A 14,714-nucleotide genomic window follows, 5' to 3' on the forward strand; every position below is an offset into this window, starting at 1 on the left:
ATTAACATCCTTTTTTACGGCTGATATATTGACCGTGAATATTAACTCCGTAAGGTACTAAATAAGTCAAGCCAACTGAAATCCATCGATCTCGGTTCATGGTTCCGGCTAAAATAGCTGACCCATGATTGACGATCGCTAATACTGAACCGACCACAAGCGAAACCTTAATCGCCGTTGACATCATTTTTCTATCGAGCAGACATAGACAATATTCTTGGATAAATTTCATCTTGCAATTGGCGATCGCCGATTTCAGTAAAAGGTTTAATAATTTAATCGTCTAAAATAGATTGATGCAGATACTCCGCCTGCTGCTGAAGTAACTTGGCAATCGTCGCCGTCCACCCAGTTTGGTGGCTAGCTCCCAATCCAGTTCCATTATCGCCGTGAAAATATTCATAAAACTGGATTAAATGTTGCCAATGTGGATTGGTTTGAAATATCTGTCGATCGCCATTAACTGGGCGATAACCCGCTTCATTTTGCTCGAAGAGGCGGATCAGCCGTTGCGAAATATCCGTTGCGACATCCCACAAATTAACCCATCGACCCGATCCGGTCGGGCACTCCACCTTATAATCATCACCTAAATAGTAGTGAAACCGTTGCAATGATTCAATAATTAGATAATTTAAGGGGAACCAAATCGGGCCGCGCCAATTGGAGTTACCACCAAAAATTCCGCTGGTAGATTCGGCTGGATTGTAGCTGACGCAGTAAGTTTGACCGTTGGCGACGAAAGTGTAGGGGTTTTGAGCGTGAACCTTGGACACAGATCGGATGCCATAGTCGCTGAGAAACTCATTTTCGTCGAGTAACTTCGTCAAGATTCGCCGCAGCTTATCTCTTGGCTCAAATTTGCCCATTGTGGCATAACAAAGTGCCAACATCCGGCGGGCGGCAATGCCTTCAGTTTCCATACAGGCGATATTCCGCTTCAAATCGGGGCGATTGTCAATAAACCATTCCATCCGTGCCTGGAAACTGGGAAGCCGTTCTAATAAATCTGGCTCCAGGATCGTGACAGCAAATAGGGGAATCAATCCCACCATCGATCGCACCTTGAGTTTTACCCGTTCGCCATTGGGTAAATGCAGTACATCATAATAAAATCCATCTTCCTCATCCCAGAGTTGAGCTTTATCGACACCGATATTGTTCATTGCATCGGCAATGTAAATAAAATGCTCGAAGAACTTGGTTGCCATGTCCTCATACACTGGATTTTCCTGTGCTAGCTCCAGGGCAATGGTGAGCATATTCAGACAGTACATCGCCATCCAACTAGTCCCGTCTGATTGTTCTAACTTGCCTCCCGTCGGCAGTTCGGCACTACGATCGAAGATGCCAATATTATCTAAGCCTAAAAAGCCGCCTTCAAATACATTTCGACCTTCAGGATCTTTACGATTTACCCACCAGGTAAAGTTAAGCAATAGCTTTTGAAACACCCGTTCCAAAAAAGTTCGATCGCCCTTACCGGACATTTTTTGTTCGATTTTGTAGACTCGCCAGGTTGCCCAGGCATGAACGGGCGGATTCACATCCCCAAATGCCCACTCGTAGGCAGGAAGTTGACCATTAGGGTGCATATACCACTCGCGTGTGAGCAAGTCGAGTTGCTGCTTGGCAAAGTCTGGATCGACCATTGCGAAGGGAATGCAGTGGAAGGCAAGATCCCAGGCGGCAAACCAAGGATACTCCCATTTGTCCGGCATGGAGAGAATTTCTTGACTATCGAGATGTGTCCAGGCAAGATTGCGCCCTTGCTGATGACGAGGTGGTGGCTCTGGCATCGTCCGATCGCCTTGAAGCCAGCGTTCTACCGAATAGTGGTAGTACTGTTTGCTCCACAACAGTCCGGCAAATGCCTGTCGCTGAATCTGCCGCCGATCTGCACTCAGGCTGGGGAAATTAGCGAGTTGATGGTAAAATTCGTCTGCTTCCTGCTGGCGGAGATTCAGAATATTAGTAAAGGTTTCCCCACAGGGATCGGCTAAATCAGGGCTGTTGGCTAATCGCAACCGGATGGTTTGAGTTTCACCCGCCGCTAACGACAGGGTATAATGAGGGGCAACTTTAGTACCAATTTGGTGGGGATTTACGGCAGCCTGAGAGCCGCGCACCACATATTCCTGAATCCCATCTTTAACGTAGGGTGATGAGTTTTCGCCCCCAAACAGACGGTGGTAGTTTGTTTCATTTTCGGTAAATAGCAGGGGTAATCCTGGAGATCGAGAGTCCTTGGTGTCAGACTGGCAATACAACCAGTAGTTGTCTAAATCTGGATGGATGGCGGCGATCGTCGTATACTGCGGATTAGTCTCAAATACTTTCAGCGTCGGCTTGTGGGCATCGCGCTCCCACGACCAAGTATTCCGAAACCATAAGGTTGGTAAAATATCGATCTGGGCTGGCTCGGAACCTCGATTAATCACTTGAATTTGGATCGAGATATCTTCAGGAGTAGCCTTGGCATACTCCACAAACACGTCAAAATAGCGATCGTCATCAAAAATTCCGGTATCTAGCAATTCAAACTCCGGTTGGCTGGCAGATCGCCGCTGATTTTCCGCCACTAGATGAGCGTAGGGATACTCGGCTTGAGGATATTTATAGAGAAATTTCAGGTAGGAATGAGTCGGTGTACTGTCTAGATAAAAGTAGTACTCTTTGACATCCTCGCCATGATTTCCTTGAGTTCCTGTCACCCCAAATAGACGCTCTTTGAGAATCGGATCGCGATGGTTCCACAAACCAATGGCAAAACATAACAACTGTCGATCGTCACAAATGCCGCCAATCCCATCCTCGCCCCAGCGGTAGGCACGCGCACCCGATTGAGCATGGGAAAAATAATCCCACGCCGCGCCAGTGGCACTATAATCTTCTCGCACCGTTCCCCACTGTCGTTCGCTCAGATATGGTCCCCAGCGTTTCCAATCAGCCGTGCGGTCGCGATTTGCCTGTAATCTTTGCTGTTCTGCTGTCATGATTACCCCCCTCAATTATGTCGAGGAACCGAATTACTAAAATTGTTAAAGTTTTACGAAAACTTAGTTAGCAATCCTAATAATCGCTTTGATGTTGGTGTCAGCAAGGTGCGGCGATAAGCATCGGCGGCTTTTTTAATTCCATCAGCTTGAGTTGGATAAGGATGAATTACGCCAGATAAACCATTTAAACCAACTTTATTAACCATTGCTGCGGTTATTTCCGAAATCATCTCCCCAGCGTGAGCAGCAACGATGGTAGCTCCCAGAATTCGATCCGATCCTTTTTTGTGCAGAATTTTGACAAATCCCTCAGTTTCACCATCGAAGATCGCTCGGTCTACACTATTAAACAGGATCTTGACGATCCCGATCTCTATCCCCTGCGATCGAGCATCATCTTCGTACATCCCCACATGAGCGATTTCGGGGTCAGTATATGTTACCCAAGGCATGACTAGACTACTGAGTTTGGATTTTCCCCAGCCAAAGGGAGAAAACAAAGTATTTTTAATCACAATTCGGGCGGCGGCATCGGCAGCATGAGTAAACTTCCAGTTCAAACAAATATCACCTGCTGCAAAAATTTTGGGGTTAGTTGTCTGAAGATAGTCATTTACTTTCACCCCCTGGAAATCGTATTCTACTCCAACTTCTGCTAAATTTAGACCTTCCACATTAGGAGCGCGTCCCGCTCCAATTAAAATCTCATCGACGGTGACTGATTCGGGTATGCCATTGCGGAGATAGTAAAGTACTTTCCCTTCACTAGTTTTTTCTACTTGCTGGATCTGAGTATCCAATGCTAAATGAATGCCCTCTTTCATCAGGTTATTTTGGACGATTTCAGCAGCCTCAGCATCCTCTTTATTTAACAGGTGCGAATGACGATGAAACAGAATTACCTTAGATCCCAAGCGACTAAAAGCTTGCGCTAATTCACAGCCGATCGGACCACCACCAATTACTGCTAAACTTTTGGGTAATTCAGTTAGCGAAAAAATAGTTTCATTAGTGAAAAAACCTGCCTCTTCAATGCCTTCGATTTTCGGTCTGACGGCTCTAGCCCCCGTTGCAATCACCGCTTTTTTATAGCGGAGTCTCTTACCATCAACCTCCACAGCATTATTCCGCAAAAAATGAGCAGATCCTAAAAAAACATCAATTCCCAAATTTTGGAACCGATGAGCGGAATCATGATGACTAATATCCGCTCTGAGTCTTCGCATCCGTTCCATCACGGATGGAAAATCAACTTCAATTTTTGCGGGAACATTGATGCCCAAATTTTTCGCATTCCATATTTCGCCAACCACACGAGCAGAACGAATGATACATTTAGAAGGAACGCAACCAAAATTCAAACAATCTCCACCCATGAGATGTTTTTCAACTAATGCTACTTTCAAACCTAAACCCAAACCTGCGGCACCTGCGGCAACAACTAATCCCGCCGTACCTGCACCAATTACAACTAGATCGTACAGCGGTGCAGGGTGAGGATTAATCCAATCAGGCGGATGAACGTAGGATACTAATTTTTGATTGTATTCGTCCATCGGCAGGACGCTGACATTAGAAAAATTTTGATTTGTCATAATATTTAAAATTAATTTAACTTATTGGTGAGTGAATGTTTTTAAAATCTTGCGATGGCAATAGGCATCTTGAAAACATCTAGTCTACCTAATTAATATTCGATTAGGCAAGCTGCAACAAAGTAATAAAAAGCTCGGTCTTCATCCTAGCTCGATCGAGGATTGAATAATTATTTTTCTGTGCCTCGAATCGGATATTTTTTAGCTAAGACAAACTCGATCGATCCTAACATCTCGCCTATTGATGGACGACCGAAAGGGCCACTATTTATCGCTGTATAATAAAGTGTGCCATCATTCTTCACTAGAAAGAAACCTGGCTCACAAAATAAATTAGGTTCATGTTCAAATGCTCCTTTAGAAAGATAAAGTCCCCAATCACGCATTAATTGAATACTCGCTGCATAACCAATGGTCAGATTATTAATTTGCCAGTTATCCTGACATGCTTGAGCCTTTGCTTGACTATCTCCACTTACAGCGATTACTTTGACTCCCAATTTAGCAAAATCTGCCAAATGTCGATCGATCTCTTCTAGGTAGGTTTTGCAAATGGGACAAAACCAGCCTCGATAAAAAATAATCAGCGTCAAATTCTCTGGCTGTCGATCGATAAGTTTCCAAGTTTTACCATCTAGAGTTTTTACTTCCAGTGCTGGAACTTGAGTCCCAGTGAGTAATTTACTTGTCTTGGTTGTATTTGTCGTCATGATAATTTTTTCACCTCTTTACGAATGTTGGCTAAACAGCAACTACCTTGAGGGTTGTTAACTTCACACCCACAACGTCCAGCCTGAATATGAGCGCGAATTGAAGATTCTGCTGTGCTATTGTTTGTCTCTTGAATTTCTTGAGAGATGCGATCGCGCTTCCAATCAAAGCAATAACAAACAGGGACTTGGAACCCTTGATCTTTTTGGAATACAGGGATTTTTAGATCGACTAGGATAAAAGTTTGACCCCGATCGTTAAAATAAACAACAGGACAATCGATCGAGTCACAGAAAAAATAATTCGATTCAGCATCGAGTGTTTCTAATGCTTTCGGTGTCAGCAAACTTTTAAGTGTAATGGTTTGAACTCGCTTTCCTTTCGCCCCATTCAGTGGACAGTTTGTATTCAAGGAATTTTCGGTTTTAGAGCAACATTCTTCAGACATCTTTTTTCTGCTATTTACAACAATTTTTAGGTTTCATTAGAAGGAAACCTCATCTTCTAAAGCCTTACGCGCCACTTTAGTTACATAAATCGTCACAGCAACCGTAGCGATCAAACCGATAATCCGCATCGCCCACTGAATAGTCGGATTGCCAGGTTGAGCATCAGTACCAATTGTGGCAAGATTACCAGCCAAAGAACCGATATAAACATACATAATCGTGCCAGGAATCATGCCAATCGAAGCCAGCACATAGTCTTTGAGCGAGACACCCGTTACCCCATAGGCATAGTTCAATAAGTTGAAGGGGAAAATCGGTGAGAGTCGCGTCAGCAACACAATCTTGAATCCTTCCTTACCCACAGCCTCATCGATTGCCCGAAATTTGCGATCGCCTGCGATTTTCCGCGCTACCCAACCCCTCGCCACATAACGCCCGACTAAGAAAGCGGCGGTGGCTCCGATGGTTGCCCCAATGAAGACATATAGCGAACCCATCACTACGCCAAAGACAACCCCAGCTCCAAGCGTCAGAATCGAGCCAGGGAGGAAAGCAACGGTAGCAATGATATAAAGTCCGATAAATGCCCATGCGCCGACACTACCAAGACTCTGAATCCACTCCAAAGCATTTTTCAACCAAATTTGGGGATTAAATCCTGGCGCATTTTGAGCGGATGTTTGCCCCCAAGCTGCTTCGGGAGAGAGGATGAAGGTAATACCAATGGCGATCGACATCAAGAGTGCAAATTTAACCAGCTTGAACCAGTTGCTAGTAAAGATATTAGGGCTAGTTCTCCTTTGCGGTTGGTGAACTAGCCAATTTGTTGTAGAAAGTAACATGAGCGATTTCTCCCGATTAACCAGTTGTGTTTAAAGCTTTCTTGGCGATGCGTGCTAAATAAATAGTCACAAACACTGTTGCCATCAATCCCACCCCCCGAATCACCCATTGCACAGTTTGAGCTTCCGCACTCATCGATCGATCTGATTGCCCCAGCATCGCGATATCGCCGATCAGCGAACCTAGATAAACATACATCACCGTCCCTGGAATCATCCCGAGCGAACCTAAAATATAGTCTCGCAGCGAAACCTGAGTCACGCCAAAGGCGTAATTGAGCAGGTTAAACGGGAAGATCGGGGAAAGGCGTGTCAGCAGGACAATTTTGAATTCTGATTGGGCTACGGCTTTGTCAAGGGCTTGAAACTTAGGATGATCCTGAATCAAACGGCACACCGCATCCTGACATAAGTAACGTCCGATCGTAAAAGCCACCGTTGCCCCCAAAGTTGCCGCGATCGCCACATAGATCGAACCCCAAACTACACCGAATAACACACCACCACTCATTGTCAGCACAGCAGCGGGGATAAACAATACCGTTGCGACGTTGTAGATGAGGATAAATGCCAGGGGACGGTACGAACCGAGACTTTCGACCCACATTAATGAAGTCCGCACCAGTTCTCGCACGTTAAGTTGCTTGGCGGCGACGATCGCCATTACAACTAGACTACCAATTAGTAATAGTTTGAGTTGGGAATTAAATCGACGCTTCCTCGGTTGGGTCATTTCAGCGGGTTTGATGTAGTTATTTTCCGCTCAGATGTGAGTCTACTCACATCTGAGGGCTTGCTCGCTAGTTTGATTTGGGGAAATCGCCAGCAAGATGAGTGAAGGTGATTTTGCCCATTTCACCAGGCATATTACCGTATGTCTTATTATCTGCGTGATAAGCGATAACCAACATTTGATAATTATTATTGGCGGGTACCGTAATCGTCGCGGTGCCATTCCCTTGCCCGTTAGCTTTAAACTTGTTATTGGCGGCTCCCCCCACAGGGCCAAGATCCATACCGATAACTTTTTTATTCGCCCACCACAAGGTGTAAATCCCGTTAGGGACTAAACCTTTTGCTTTGAGAGTGAGCTTATAGTTGTTATTCTTGACGGGTGATACCGAAACTGTACCTTGAGCCGTCATCCATTGCTCTTTGGTAAAGCCTGTGGGGGTGCCATCGCTATCACCAGCCATGAGCATTGCAGGTTGGTTCTGTGCAATTAAAATTTGGGTATGGCGATCGGCGATCGGGTTTTTCTGACTGCTGGCTACCGATTCGGCTTTGACACTAGGCAGCATCGCGGCAGAGAATAACAGAATAGACAGACTACTAAACATTAAACGTTTCATGTTCAAAACTCCTAATTTAATTATCAATGTGTTGTGTAAATACTGACCTCTAGCGATCGCGAGGATGAGGTACCATTCTGAAAGAATTGCAATATCTGTTGTAGAAAGAAATCCTAGCGATCGCCAAGCACAAATGAGATCCGTCTAGATTGCTGGTGGATCGCTGTCGCTGTCATGCTTTTGGAGATTTCAGAGCTTGCATGAGTAGCAATCGGGTTATTGCAGAGTTCATTAAGGATACGAAGCTCAACTCAAAATGGATTTATCCAATCCAGCAAAAATCTAGCATCACTTGCTCATCTGCTCTTGTCATAGGGAATTTCCATACACGACTTGGCAAGTTACCAAAAAAGAAAAATCCAATCGACCTATTCTCGTCACAAATCTCTTTGTCTAGCTATAATTTACGGTTGCTGGAAAGCTTGATATTCCAGGATATTTAGTTTCTCTGCTCGTAACTTGCCAAGTGCTGTCCATAATTAGTCAGGGGTACTTAGCAACCTGTGAAGTCCTGATTGCAACCCTATAAACGGGTTTAACCGATTGGCTCAAGCAAAAGATCGCCAATTGGTTCAGCTCTCAGTGCAAATTCAAGCGGAAATATGTTGAAAACCAGAGTGAGACCCCAAGTTAATTGTCGATTCGTCACCCACCCCACTCAATCTGTGAGCGTTGGTCAAAATCTTTCGGGGGTGGGATTCCTCAACGACCTGCTATCCCCCTCACCACCAACCGCTAAAAGCGTTCTGGTGGGAGTACCCCGCAGTTGAGATGGGATACGAGGTTAGTATTTATGTGAATCTTCATCAACGGCTCATGTTGATTTGGTATAACTTGAAAGCATTCTAGGGCAGTTGAGGCGGCGATCGTTTATGAAAAACATGGTTTTAATTGGCGGTGGACACAGCCATGCGATCGCGCTCCGGCTACTGGGATTACACCCATTACCTAATGTCGCTCTGACCCTAATTACAGATGTGCTAGATACTCCTTACTCTGGGATGTTACCTGGTTATATCGGTGGATTTTATGCGTTCTCAGAGTGCCATATCCAGTTACGCCACCTCGCACGATTTGCCCAAGCACGGCTGGTTTTAGACCGAGCGATCGGCTTAGACTTACCAAATAAGCAGGTAATCTGTCGAGAACATGCCCCCATTGCCTTTGATTGGCTCTCGATCGACATTGGTAGTACTCCAGCGATGGCAGCAATTCCCGGAGCGGTAGAATATGCGATTCCCGCCAAACCAGTACCACAGTTTTTAGCAGCTTGGAATCACCTGGTAGCATCATTACAATCCGCTCCCGAAAATTTTGGAGATCGCCCACTCCGGCTTGGTATCGTGGGCGGCGGGGCGGGCGGAGTAGAATTAGCACTCACAATGCAGACACGGCTCCGCCAGTTGTTTAAAGCAGGTGGATTGTCGCCTGCTCTAGTTGAGATTCATCTATTTCATCGCCAGTTCAACTTGATGACAGGGTATCCAACTTCTGTCGGCAAGTGTTTTCATCAACTGCTGATCCAACGAGGTATTCATCTCCATCTTAGCGAAACCGTGCGGCAGATCGCGGTGATTTCTGAATCCATCAGCGATCGAGATTCCCAACCCCTGAAGAAGATTATTTACTGTGAGTCAGGTTTGACAGAAATCTGCGATGACATTTTTTGGGTGACTCATGCGATCGCCCCTAGCTGGTTGCAAGCATCTGGGTTAGCCACCGATGACCGAGGTTTTATTTTAGTTAACGATACTCTCCAATCCATTTCCCATCCTGATATCTTTGCGACAGGTGATATTGCCACAGCGATCCACCACCCACGCCCCAAGGCAGGTGTCTTTGCTGTGCGGCAGGGAAAACCCCTATTTGAAAACCTGCGATCGATCTCATCAGGGCAGTCACCCTGCCCGTTTCATCCCCAGAAACGTCATCTTGCACTGATTGGTACGGGAGAGGCACGGGCTGTTGCTGCTTGGGGCAGATATTGGCTTGGCCCCTCATCTTGGCTCTGGTTCTGGAAAGACTGGATCGATCGTCGATTTATGGCGTAGTTTAACAAGTTGTCAGAATCTAGCATCAATAATACTCAGCAAACATCAGATAGTCAGGAGCGTCACCGCAATGAAATCTAAAACACTCATTAGTTGGTTGCCGATCTTCTGCCTGCTTGTGAGTATTCCATTTATCGTAATTATCAATCGAGTTATCGTTAGTGCAACTATCGATCGAACCACCGACAACATCACGCCCCAGATTGCCGCTCAGTTAATTCAACAGCAGTCAAACAAACGATCATTGGTCATTTTGGATGTGAGAACTCCCCAGGAATATGCCAACGGACATCTCGATCGGGCTGTTAATGTTGATTTTTATCGACCCGAATTTCGGCAAGCGATCGATCGCCTCGAACGTCAAAAAACTTACCTGATTTACTGTCATTCTGGAGTGCGTAGTTCTCGCAGTATTCACCTGATGAGAGCAATGGGTTTTAAACAGGTTTATAACCTGGAGGGCGGTATCCGCCGCTGGCAACAAGCCGGATTTGTCACAACCTTGAGTTCACTGGATAATTCACACTGAAAAAGATAAATTGTATTCGTCCAAAAGATCGGGATATTATTTTGCTCTAATTACATGAATTCTATTGAGAAAATTTCGATTATTATCCCCGTCCTAAATGAGATTAAACCGATCGCCGCAACTTTAGCCAGTATCGATCCCAGTACGAATATCGAAGTAATAGTTGTCGATGGTGGTTCTATTGATGGCACATTGGATCTAGTTCAGTCCTTGGGGATCGAAGTCTTATCATCTCCTGCGGGTCGCGCCATCCAAATGAATGCGGGTGCTTTGGTCGCAACAGGAGAAATTCTGTTGTTTCTCCATGCTGATACTCTTTTACCACCTGAGTTTGACATGATGATTCGGACTGTAATGCAGTCTCCAAATTCAGCAGGTAGCAAGGTTGCTGTGGCAGGTGCATTTGAGTTACAAATTGATGACCCTGCGATTGGTTTGCGGTCGATCGAACGAGGCGTAAATTGGCGATCGCGTTTTTTACAACTCCCCTATGGCGACCAAGCTATTTTTCTCAGATCCAAAACATTCGATCGAATTGGTGGTTTTTTAGAATTGCCAATTATGGAAGATTTTGATTTGGTGCGCCGCTTAAAACAGTTAGGACACATTACCATTATCCCTGTACCAGTAATAACTTCGGCCCGTCGCTGGCTCAAAAAAGGAATTTTGAAAACAACACTAATTAATCAAGTTATTATTATTGCTTACCTACTTGGAGTTTCACCACACCAACTGATGCGCTGGTACCGGAAAGATTCGCCCTAGCGACGATAATTTCTGAAACCGCTTGTTGGCGGTAGCCTCTCCCCTGAAGAATTGTCGATCGCCATAAATCCTTTTTGGCTTCAGCTTCGTATCACTCTAGGAAGCCCCAATTAAAACACCCTTTTTGAGCAGATTTTCATGACCTATCTTGACGCAACCGCTAAATTTTATACTGAAGTCGCCGAAACACCACAAATTGGTCTGTGTTGCGTCCAAAGTAGTCCGCTGCAACTACCTGGACTGAAAATTCCCACCCAGATGCAGGAAATGAACTATGGTTGTGGTACCACCGTTCATCCGACCGAATTAGCCAACGACCCAACTGTACTTTACGTTGGTGTCGGCGGTGGCTTGGAAGCACTGCAATTTGCTTACTTCTCACGCCGCCAGGGTTCAGTAATTGCGATCGATCCGGTGACAGCCATGCGGGATGCAGCGATGCGTAATCTCGAACTTGCCGCTCAGGAAAATGTTTGGTTCGATCGGAGTTTTGTCGAAATTCGCGCCGGAGATGCTTTCGCGCTACCCGTTCCCGATGCTTCTGTCGATGTGGTCGCCCAAAATTGTCTATTTAATATTTTTAAACCCGCAGATTTACAGCTAGCGTTACGCGAAGCTTGGCGGGTTTTAAAACCAAACGGACGGTTACTCATGAGCGATCCGATTGCTACTCGTCCAATTCCCGCACATCTGCAAAGTGACGAACGATTGCGGGCGATGTGTTTATCGGGCGCGATGCTCTACGAACAGTATATCGAACATCTCGTTGCTGCTGGCTTCGGTCAAGTCGAAATCCGCGCGCGTCGTCCATACCGGATGCTCAATCGCCAAAATTATGGGTTGGAAACACATTTACTCCTAGAAAGTCTCGATTCTGTTGCCTTTAAAACACCAATTCCTGAAGATGGTGCTTGCATTTTTACAGGTAAGACAGCTATTTATACTGGCATGGAATCTTATTTCGACGATCGAGCGGGGCATATTCTCCAACAGGGCGTTCCTGCTGCTGTCTGTGATAAAACTGCTGCCAATTTAGCTAATTTACATCCAGCAGAAATATTTGTTACTGATTCAACTTGGCATTATAACGGTGGTGGCTGTTGTTAATTTTTTGTTCAAAATAGTCCAAAATATTGAGGCGTAAAATGATTCAACAACAAGTAACTCCGATATCTTTAGATGCCATCACACCTTTTGAAAAGAAATTAGATTTAACTTTAACTAAAAAATCAATATCTGTTTTACAAATCAATTTGGGGAAACGCTGCAATCTAGCTTGTAGCCATTGTCATGTGGAAGCCAGTCCCAACCGCACGGAAGAACTTTCGCCGGAAGTTGGCGATCGAATTATCGAACTCATTTACAAATTTCCACAGATTAAGGTTGTAGATCTCACAGGTGGCGCACCAGAAATGCTCTATGGTTTCAAGCCAATCATCGAGGCAGCACGAGCTAATGGGAAAGAGGTAATCGTCCGCTCTAATTTGACAATCTATTTTGTAGAAGGGTTTGAAGATATTCCCGACTATTGCGCTCAAAATCAGGTCAGAGTTGTGGCTTCTCTGCCCTGTTATCTTGCCGATAATGTCGATAAAATGCGCGGCAAGGGGGTATACAATGACTCAATTCAGGCTATTCAATGGCTGAACCGTCTCGGCTATAGTCGAAACCCCAATTTAATTCTCGATTTAGTTTATAATCCGCCACTCCCCACCACCGAAAAGTTTTCCTTAGCTCCTAATCAGATTCAACTCGAACGAGATTACCAAATATTCTTAAAAGAACATTTCGAGATTGACTTTAATAACCTGCTGACGATTACTAATTTGCCAATGGGACGAACTAAGGTACATCTAGAGCATAGGAATCTGCATATACCATATTTACATTTCTTAGAGTCTCATTTCAATGCCAGTACAGTCGAACATTTAATGTGTCGAAATCAGCTTTCGATCGATTATCTCGGCAATATTTATGACTGTGACTTCAACCAAATGGAAAATCTACCAGCAAAACAGCGCGATCGCCCGCTCACAGTTGCCAAGCTGCTAGAAGCTGGAACTCTAGATCTAATTGATGAGATCCAAACTGCCCCCTACTGCTATGGCTGTACGGCTGGGTGTGGCTCTAGCTGCGGTGGAACTTTAGTTTAGGAAATTTGTAATCGTGACTTTAGCACAACTACCACAAGAACGCCTAATTGTCTTCACCCGCTATCCAGAACCAGGACAGGTAAAAACCCGCTTGATACTTGCGTTAGGAGGATTAGGAGCGGCAACTGTGCATCGCCAGATGACCGAACATACTCTATTGCAGGTCAGAAAACTTCGCAGCACAAATGGTATCTCGATCGAAATTCATTTCGATGGCAACGGACACCAGCAAATGCAGGATTGGTTGGGAGCGGATCTAGTCTATCAATCTCAATCAAACGGCGATCTTGGCTGGCGGATGGCGCGATCGATCTCGGAGGCTTGCCAAGATGGGATCGAGCGAGTGGCGATCGTGGGCACAGATTGCCCTGAATTGAACGCCGAACTGATGAAAACAGCCTTCCACCAGTTACTTACTCATGACCTTGTGCTTGGCCCAGCCATCGATGGCGGCTACTACCTCATCGGTCTGCGTTATTTCATCCCTGAGTTGTTTTTTGGCATTAGCTGGGGCACAGATCGAGTCTTGTCCCAGACTGTGGAAATTGCTAACAAGCTGAACTTATCCGTTGCTTATCTTCCAGATCTAGCTGATGTCGATCGTCCAGAAGATTTACCTGTTTGGGAGCAGATTCAAAGAGCTTCAGGTACTAGTGGTGAAGCATTACAGCAACTTGCCGAAGTTACCTGAAGGAGACTGAATACTTTTAACCATGCTGCTACTTAATCAGACAGATGCGGCGGTATATACTGCCCTACTTGCTGGCGAAACTCTAGCTTTAGGAATTCTCTACGAACGCTATGGTGAGGCTGTTTATCGGTTTGCACTGCGACTGTTGGGCAATACACAAGAAGCTGAAGACTTGACGCAAGAAGTGTTTATCACCCTGTGGCGAAAGAAAGCTTACGATCCACAACGGGGGTCAATCTTGGCATTTTTGAATACCCTGACCCGATCGAAAGCAATCGATCGCCATCGTCAGACCCAAGCCCAGTGGCGATTACAGGAACGATGGAGTCTGGATGATTCTCAGAAACACAGGAGTGATTTAATGGACAAGCTGACTTTACAAGAAATATCTTGCCAAGTCCAAGCGGCAATGGCAGAACTATCTACGAATCAAAGAACCGTATTAGAAATGGCTTACTTTGATGGTTTGAGTCAATCCGAAATCGCTGAAAATTTGCATATTCCAATGGGTACGGTCAAGACTCATAAACGCAATGCACTTTTAAAGCTTAGAAAAACATTAACCGAGTTGCTGTAA

The 14,714-nt window shown here is 45.2% G+C and carries 15 protein-coding genes; 7 read left to right on the top strand and 8 right to left on the bottom strand.

The genetic code is table 11. The features are described from left to right. Position 1: 1 nt before the first annotated feature. The 8 genes from nrtS to ACEW9I_RS00170 all read right to left on the bottom strand — a co-directional run bounded on the left by nrtS (position 2) and on the right by ACEW9I_RS00170 (position 7,948). Complete coding sequence (gene nrtS / locus ACEW9I_RS00135) at positions 2 to 232, bottom strand: nitrate/nitrite transporter NrtS (protein ID WP_373538350.1); 231 nt, start codon at positions 230 to 232, stop codon at positions 2 to 4. A gap of 43 nt (positions 233 to 275) precedes the next feature. Then, positions 276 to 2,996, bottom strand: coding sequence for a glucosidase (locus ACEW9I_RS00140; RefSeq protein WP_373538351.1), 2,721 nt, complete (start codon positions 2,994 to 2,996; stop codon positions 276 to 278). Between the two features lie 53 nt (positions 2,997 to 3,049). Next, positions 3,050 to 4,594 (bottom strand): mercuric reductase, encoded by a 1,545-nt coding sequence (locus ACEW9I_RS00145; protein ID WP_373538352.1) that lies wholly within the window; start codon positions 4,592 to 4,594, stop codon positions 3,050 to 3,052. A gap of 170 nt (positions 4,595 to 4,764) precedes the next feature. Further along, on the bottom strand, positions 4,765 to 5,304 hold the full coding sequence (locus ACEW9I_RS00150; protein ID WP_373538353.1) for a peroxiredoxin-like family protein: 540 nt from the start codon (positions 5,302 to 5,304) through the stop codon (positions 4,765 to 4,767). Beyond that, positions 5,301 to 5,753 (bottom strand): (2Fe-2S)-binding protein, encoded by a 453-nt coding sequence (locus tag ACEW9I_RS00155; RefSeq protein WP_373538354.1) that lies wholly within the window; start codon positions 5,751 to 5,753, stop codon positions 5,301 to 5,303. The genes ACEW9I_RS00150 and ACEW9I_RS00155 overlap by 4 nt, the downstream gene beginning before the upstream one ends. 36 nt (positions 5,754 to 5,789) lie before the next feature. After that, positions 5,790 to 6,596: a TVP38/TMEM64 family protein gene (locus tag ACEW9I_RS00160; RefSeq protein ID WP_373538355.1), complete on the bottom strand. Its 807-nt coding sequence runs from the start codon at positions 6,594 to 6,596 to the stop codon at positions 5,790 to 5,792. Positions 6,597 to 6,612: 16 nt separating this feature from the next. Next, positions 6,613 to 7,329, bottom strand: a complete 717-nt coding sequence (locus tag ACEW9I_RS00165; RefSeq protein ID WP_373538356.1) for a TVP38/TMEM64 family protein — start codon at positions 7,327 to 7,329, stop codon at positions 6,613 to 6,615. A 67-nt stretch (positions 7,330 to 7,396) separates the two neighbouring features. Continuing rightward, positions 7,397 to 7,948 carry a hypothetical protein gene (locus tag ACEW9I_RS00170; protein WP_373538357.1) on the bottom strand — a complete coding sequence of 184 codons (552 nt, stop codon included), beginning with the start codon at positions 7,946 to 7,948 and terminating at the stop codon, positions 7,397 to 7,399. 872 nt (positions 7,949 to 8,820) lie between these two features. On the opposite strand from ACEW9I_RS00170, the gene ACEW9I_RS00175 reads away from it, so the two are divergent. The 7 genes from ACEW9I_RS00175 to ACEW9I_RS00205 all read left to right on the top strand — a co-directional run bounded on the left by ACEW9I_RS00175 (position 8,821) and on the right by ACEW9I_RS00205 (position 14,714). Beyond that, positions 8,821 to 9,999 (top strand): FAD-dependent oxidoreductase, encoded by a 1,179-nt coding sequence (locus tag ACEW9I_RS00175; RefSeq protein WP_373538358.1) that lies wholly within the window; start codon positions 8,821 to 8,823, stop codon positions 9,997 to 9,999. A gap of 70 nt (positions 10,000 to 10,069) precedes the next feature. Next, positions 10,070 to 10,528: a rhodanese-like domain-containing protein gene (locus ACEW9I_RS00180; RefSeq protein ID WP_373538359.1), complete on the top strand. Its 459-nt coding sequence runs from the start codon at positions 10,070 to 10,072 to the stop codon at positions 10,526 to 10,528. A 54-nt stretch (positions 10,529 to 10,582) separates the two neighbouring features. Next, the gene (locus tag ACEW9I_RS00185; protein ID WP_373538360.1) at positions 10,583 to 11,293 is read left to right on the top strand and encodes a TIGR04283 family arsenosugar biosynthesis glycosyltransferase; all 711 of its coding nucleotides are present in this window, start codon (positions 10,583 to 10,585) and stop codon (positions 11,291 to 11,293) included. 138 nt (positions 11,294 to 11,431) lie between these two features. Further along, positions 11,432 to 12,400 carry an arsenosugar biosynthesis arsenite methyltransferase ArsM gene (gene arsM / locus ACEW9I_RS00190; RefSeq protein ID WP_373538361.1) on the top strand — a complete coding sequence of 323 codons (969 nt, stop codon included), beginning with the start codon at positions 11,432 to 11,434 and terminating at the stop codon, positions 12,398 to 12,400. 38 nt (positions 12,401 to 12,438) lie between these two features. Further along, on the top strand, positions 12,439 to 13,446 hold the full coding sequence (gene arsS / locus ACEW9I_RS00195; RefSeq protein ID WP_373538362.1) for an arsenosugar biosynthesis radical SAM (seleno)protein ArsS: 1,008 nt from the start codon (positions 12,439 to 12,441) through the stop codon (positions 13,444 to 13,446). Positions 13,447 to 13,456: 10 nt separating this feature from the next. Next, on the top strand, positions 13,457 to 14,137 hold the full coding sequence (locus ACEW9I_RS00200) for a TIGR04282 family arsenosugar biosynthesis glycosyltransferase (RefSeq protein ID WP_373538373.1): 681 nt from the start codon (positions 13,457 to 13,459) through the stop codon (positions 14,135 to 14,137). A gap of 22 nt (positions 14,138 to 14,159) precedes the next feature. Beyond that, entirely contained in the window at positions 14,160 to 14,714 is a 555-nt protein-coding gene (locus ACEW9I_RS00205) for a sigma-70 family RNA polymerase sigma factor (RefSeq protein WP_373538363.1), read from the top strand.

It is taken from the genome of Chamaesiphon sp., from assembly GCF_041738855.1.
In the GTDB taxonomy this organism is placed as follows: Bacteria; Cyanobacteriota; Cyanobacteriia; order Cyanobacteriales; family Chamaesiphonaceae; genus Chamaesiphon.

What these genes read in the sequence shown, in the direction of transcription:
- ACEW9I_RS00170 (WP_373538357.1), bottom strand. Translation starts at nt 7,948, where the DNA reads ATGAAACGTTTAATGTTTAGTAGTCTGTCTATTCTGTTATTCTCTGCC.
- ACEW9I_RS00160 (WP_373538355.1), bottom strand. Translation starts at nt 6,596, where the DNA reads ATGTTACTTTCTACAACAAATTGGCTAGTTCACCAACCGCAAAGGAGA.
- ACEW9I_RS00155 (WP_373538354.1), bottom strand. Translation starts at nt 5,753, where the DNA reads ATGTCTGAAGAATGTTGCTCTAAAACCGAAAATTCCTTGAATACAAAC.
- arsM (WP_373538361.1), top strand. Translation starts at nt 11,432, where the DNA reads ATGACCTATCTTGACGCAACCGCTAAATTTTATACTGAAGTCGCCGAA.
- ACEW9I_RS00175 (WP_373538358.1), top strand. Translation starts at nt 8,821, where the DNA reads ATGAAAAACATGGTTTTAATTGGCGGTGGACACAGCCATGCGATCGCG.
- arsS (WP_373538362.1), top strand. Translation starts at nt 12,439, where the DNA reads ATGATTCAACAACAAGTAACTCCGATATCTTTAGATGCCATCACACCT.
- ACEW9I_RS00145 (WP_373538352.1), bottom strand. Translation starts at nt 4,594, where the DNA reads ATGACAAATCAAAATTTTTCTAATGTCAGCGTCCTGCCGATGGACGAA.
- ACEW9I_RS00205 (WP_373538363.1), top strand. Translation starts at nt 14,160, where the DNA reads ATGCTGCTACTTAATCAGACAGATGCGGCGGTATATACTGCCCTACTT.
- ACEW9I_RS00165 (WP_373538356.1), bottom strand. Translation starts at nt 7,329, where the DNA reads ATGACCCAACCGAGGAAGCGTCGATTTAATTCCCAACTCAAACTATTA.
- ACEW9I_RS00185 (WP_373538360.1), top strand. Translation starts at nt 10,583, where the DNA reads ATGAATTCTATTGAGAAAATTTCGATTATTATCCCCGTCCTAAATGAG.
- ACEW9I_RS00140 (WP_373538351.1), bottom strand. Translation starts at nt 2,996, where the DNA reads ATGACAGCAGAACAGCAAAGATTACAGGCAAATCGCGACCGCACGGCT.
- nrtS (WP_373538350.1), bottom strand. Translation starts at nt 232, where the DNA reads ATGAAATTTATCCAAGAATATTGTCTATGTCTGCTCGATAGAAAAATG.
- ACEW9I_RS00180 (WP_373538359.1), top strand. Translation starts at nt 10,070, where the DNA reads ATGAAATCTAAAACACTCATTAGTTGGTTGCCGATCTTCTGCCTGCTT.
- ACEW9I_RS00150 (WP_373538353.1), bottom strand. Translation starts at nt 5,304, where the DNA reads ATGACGACAAATACAACCAAGACAAGTAAATTACTCACTGGGACTCAA.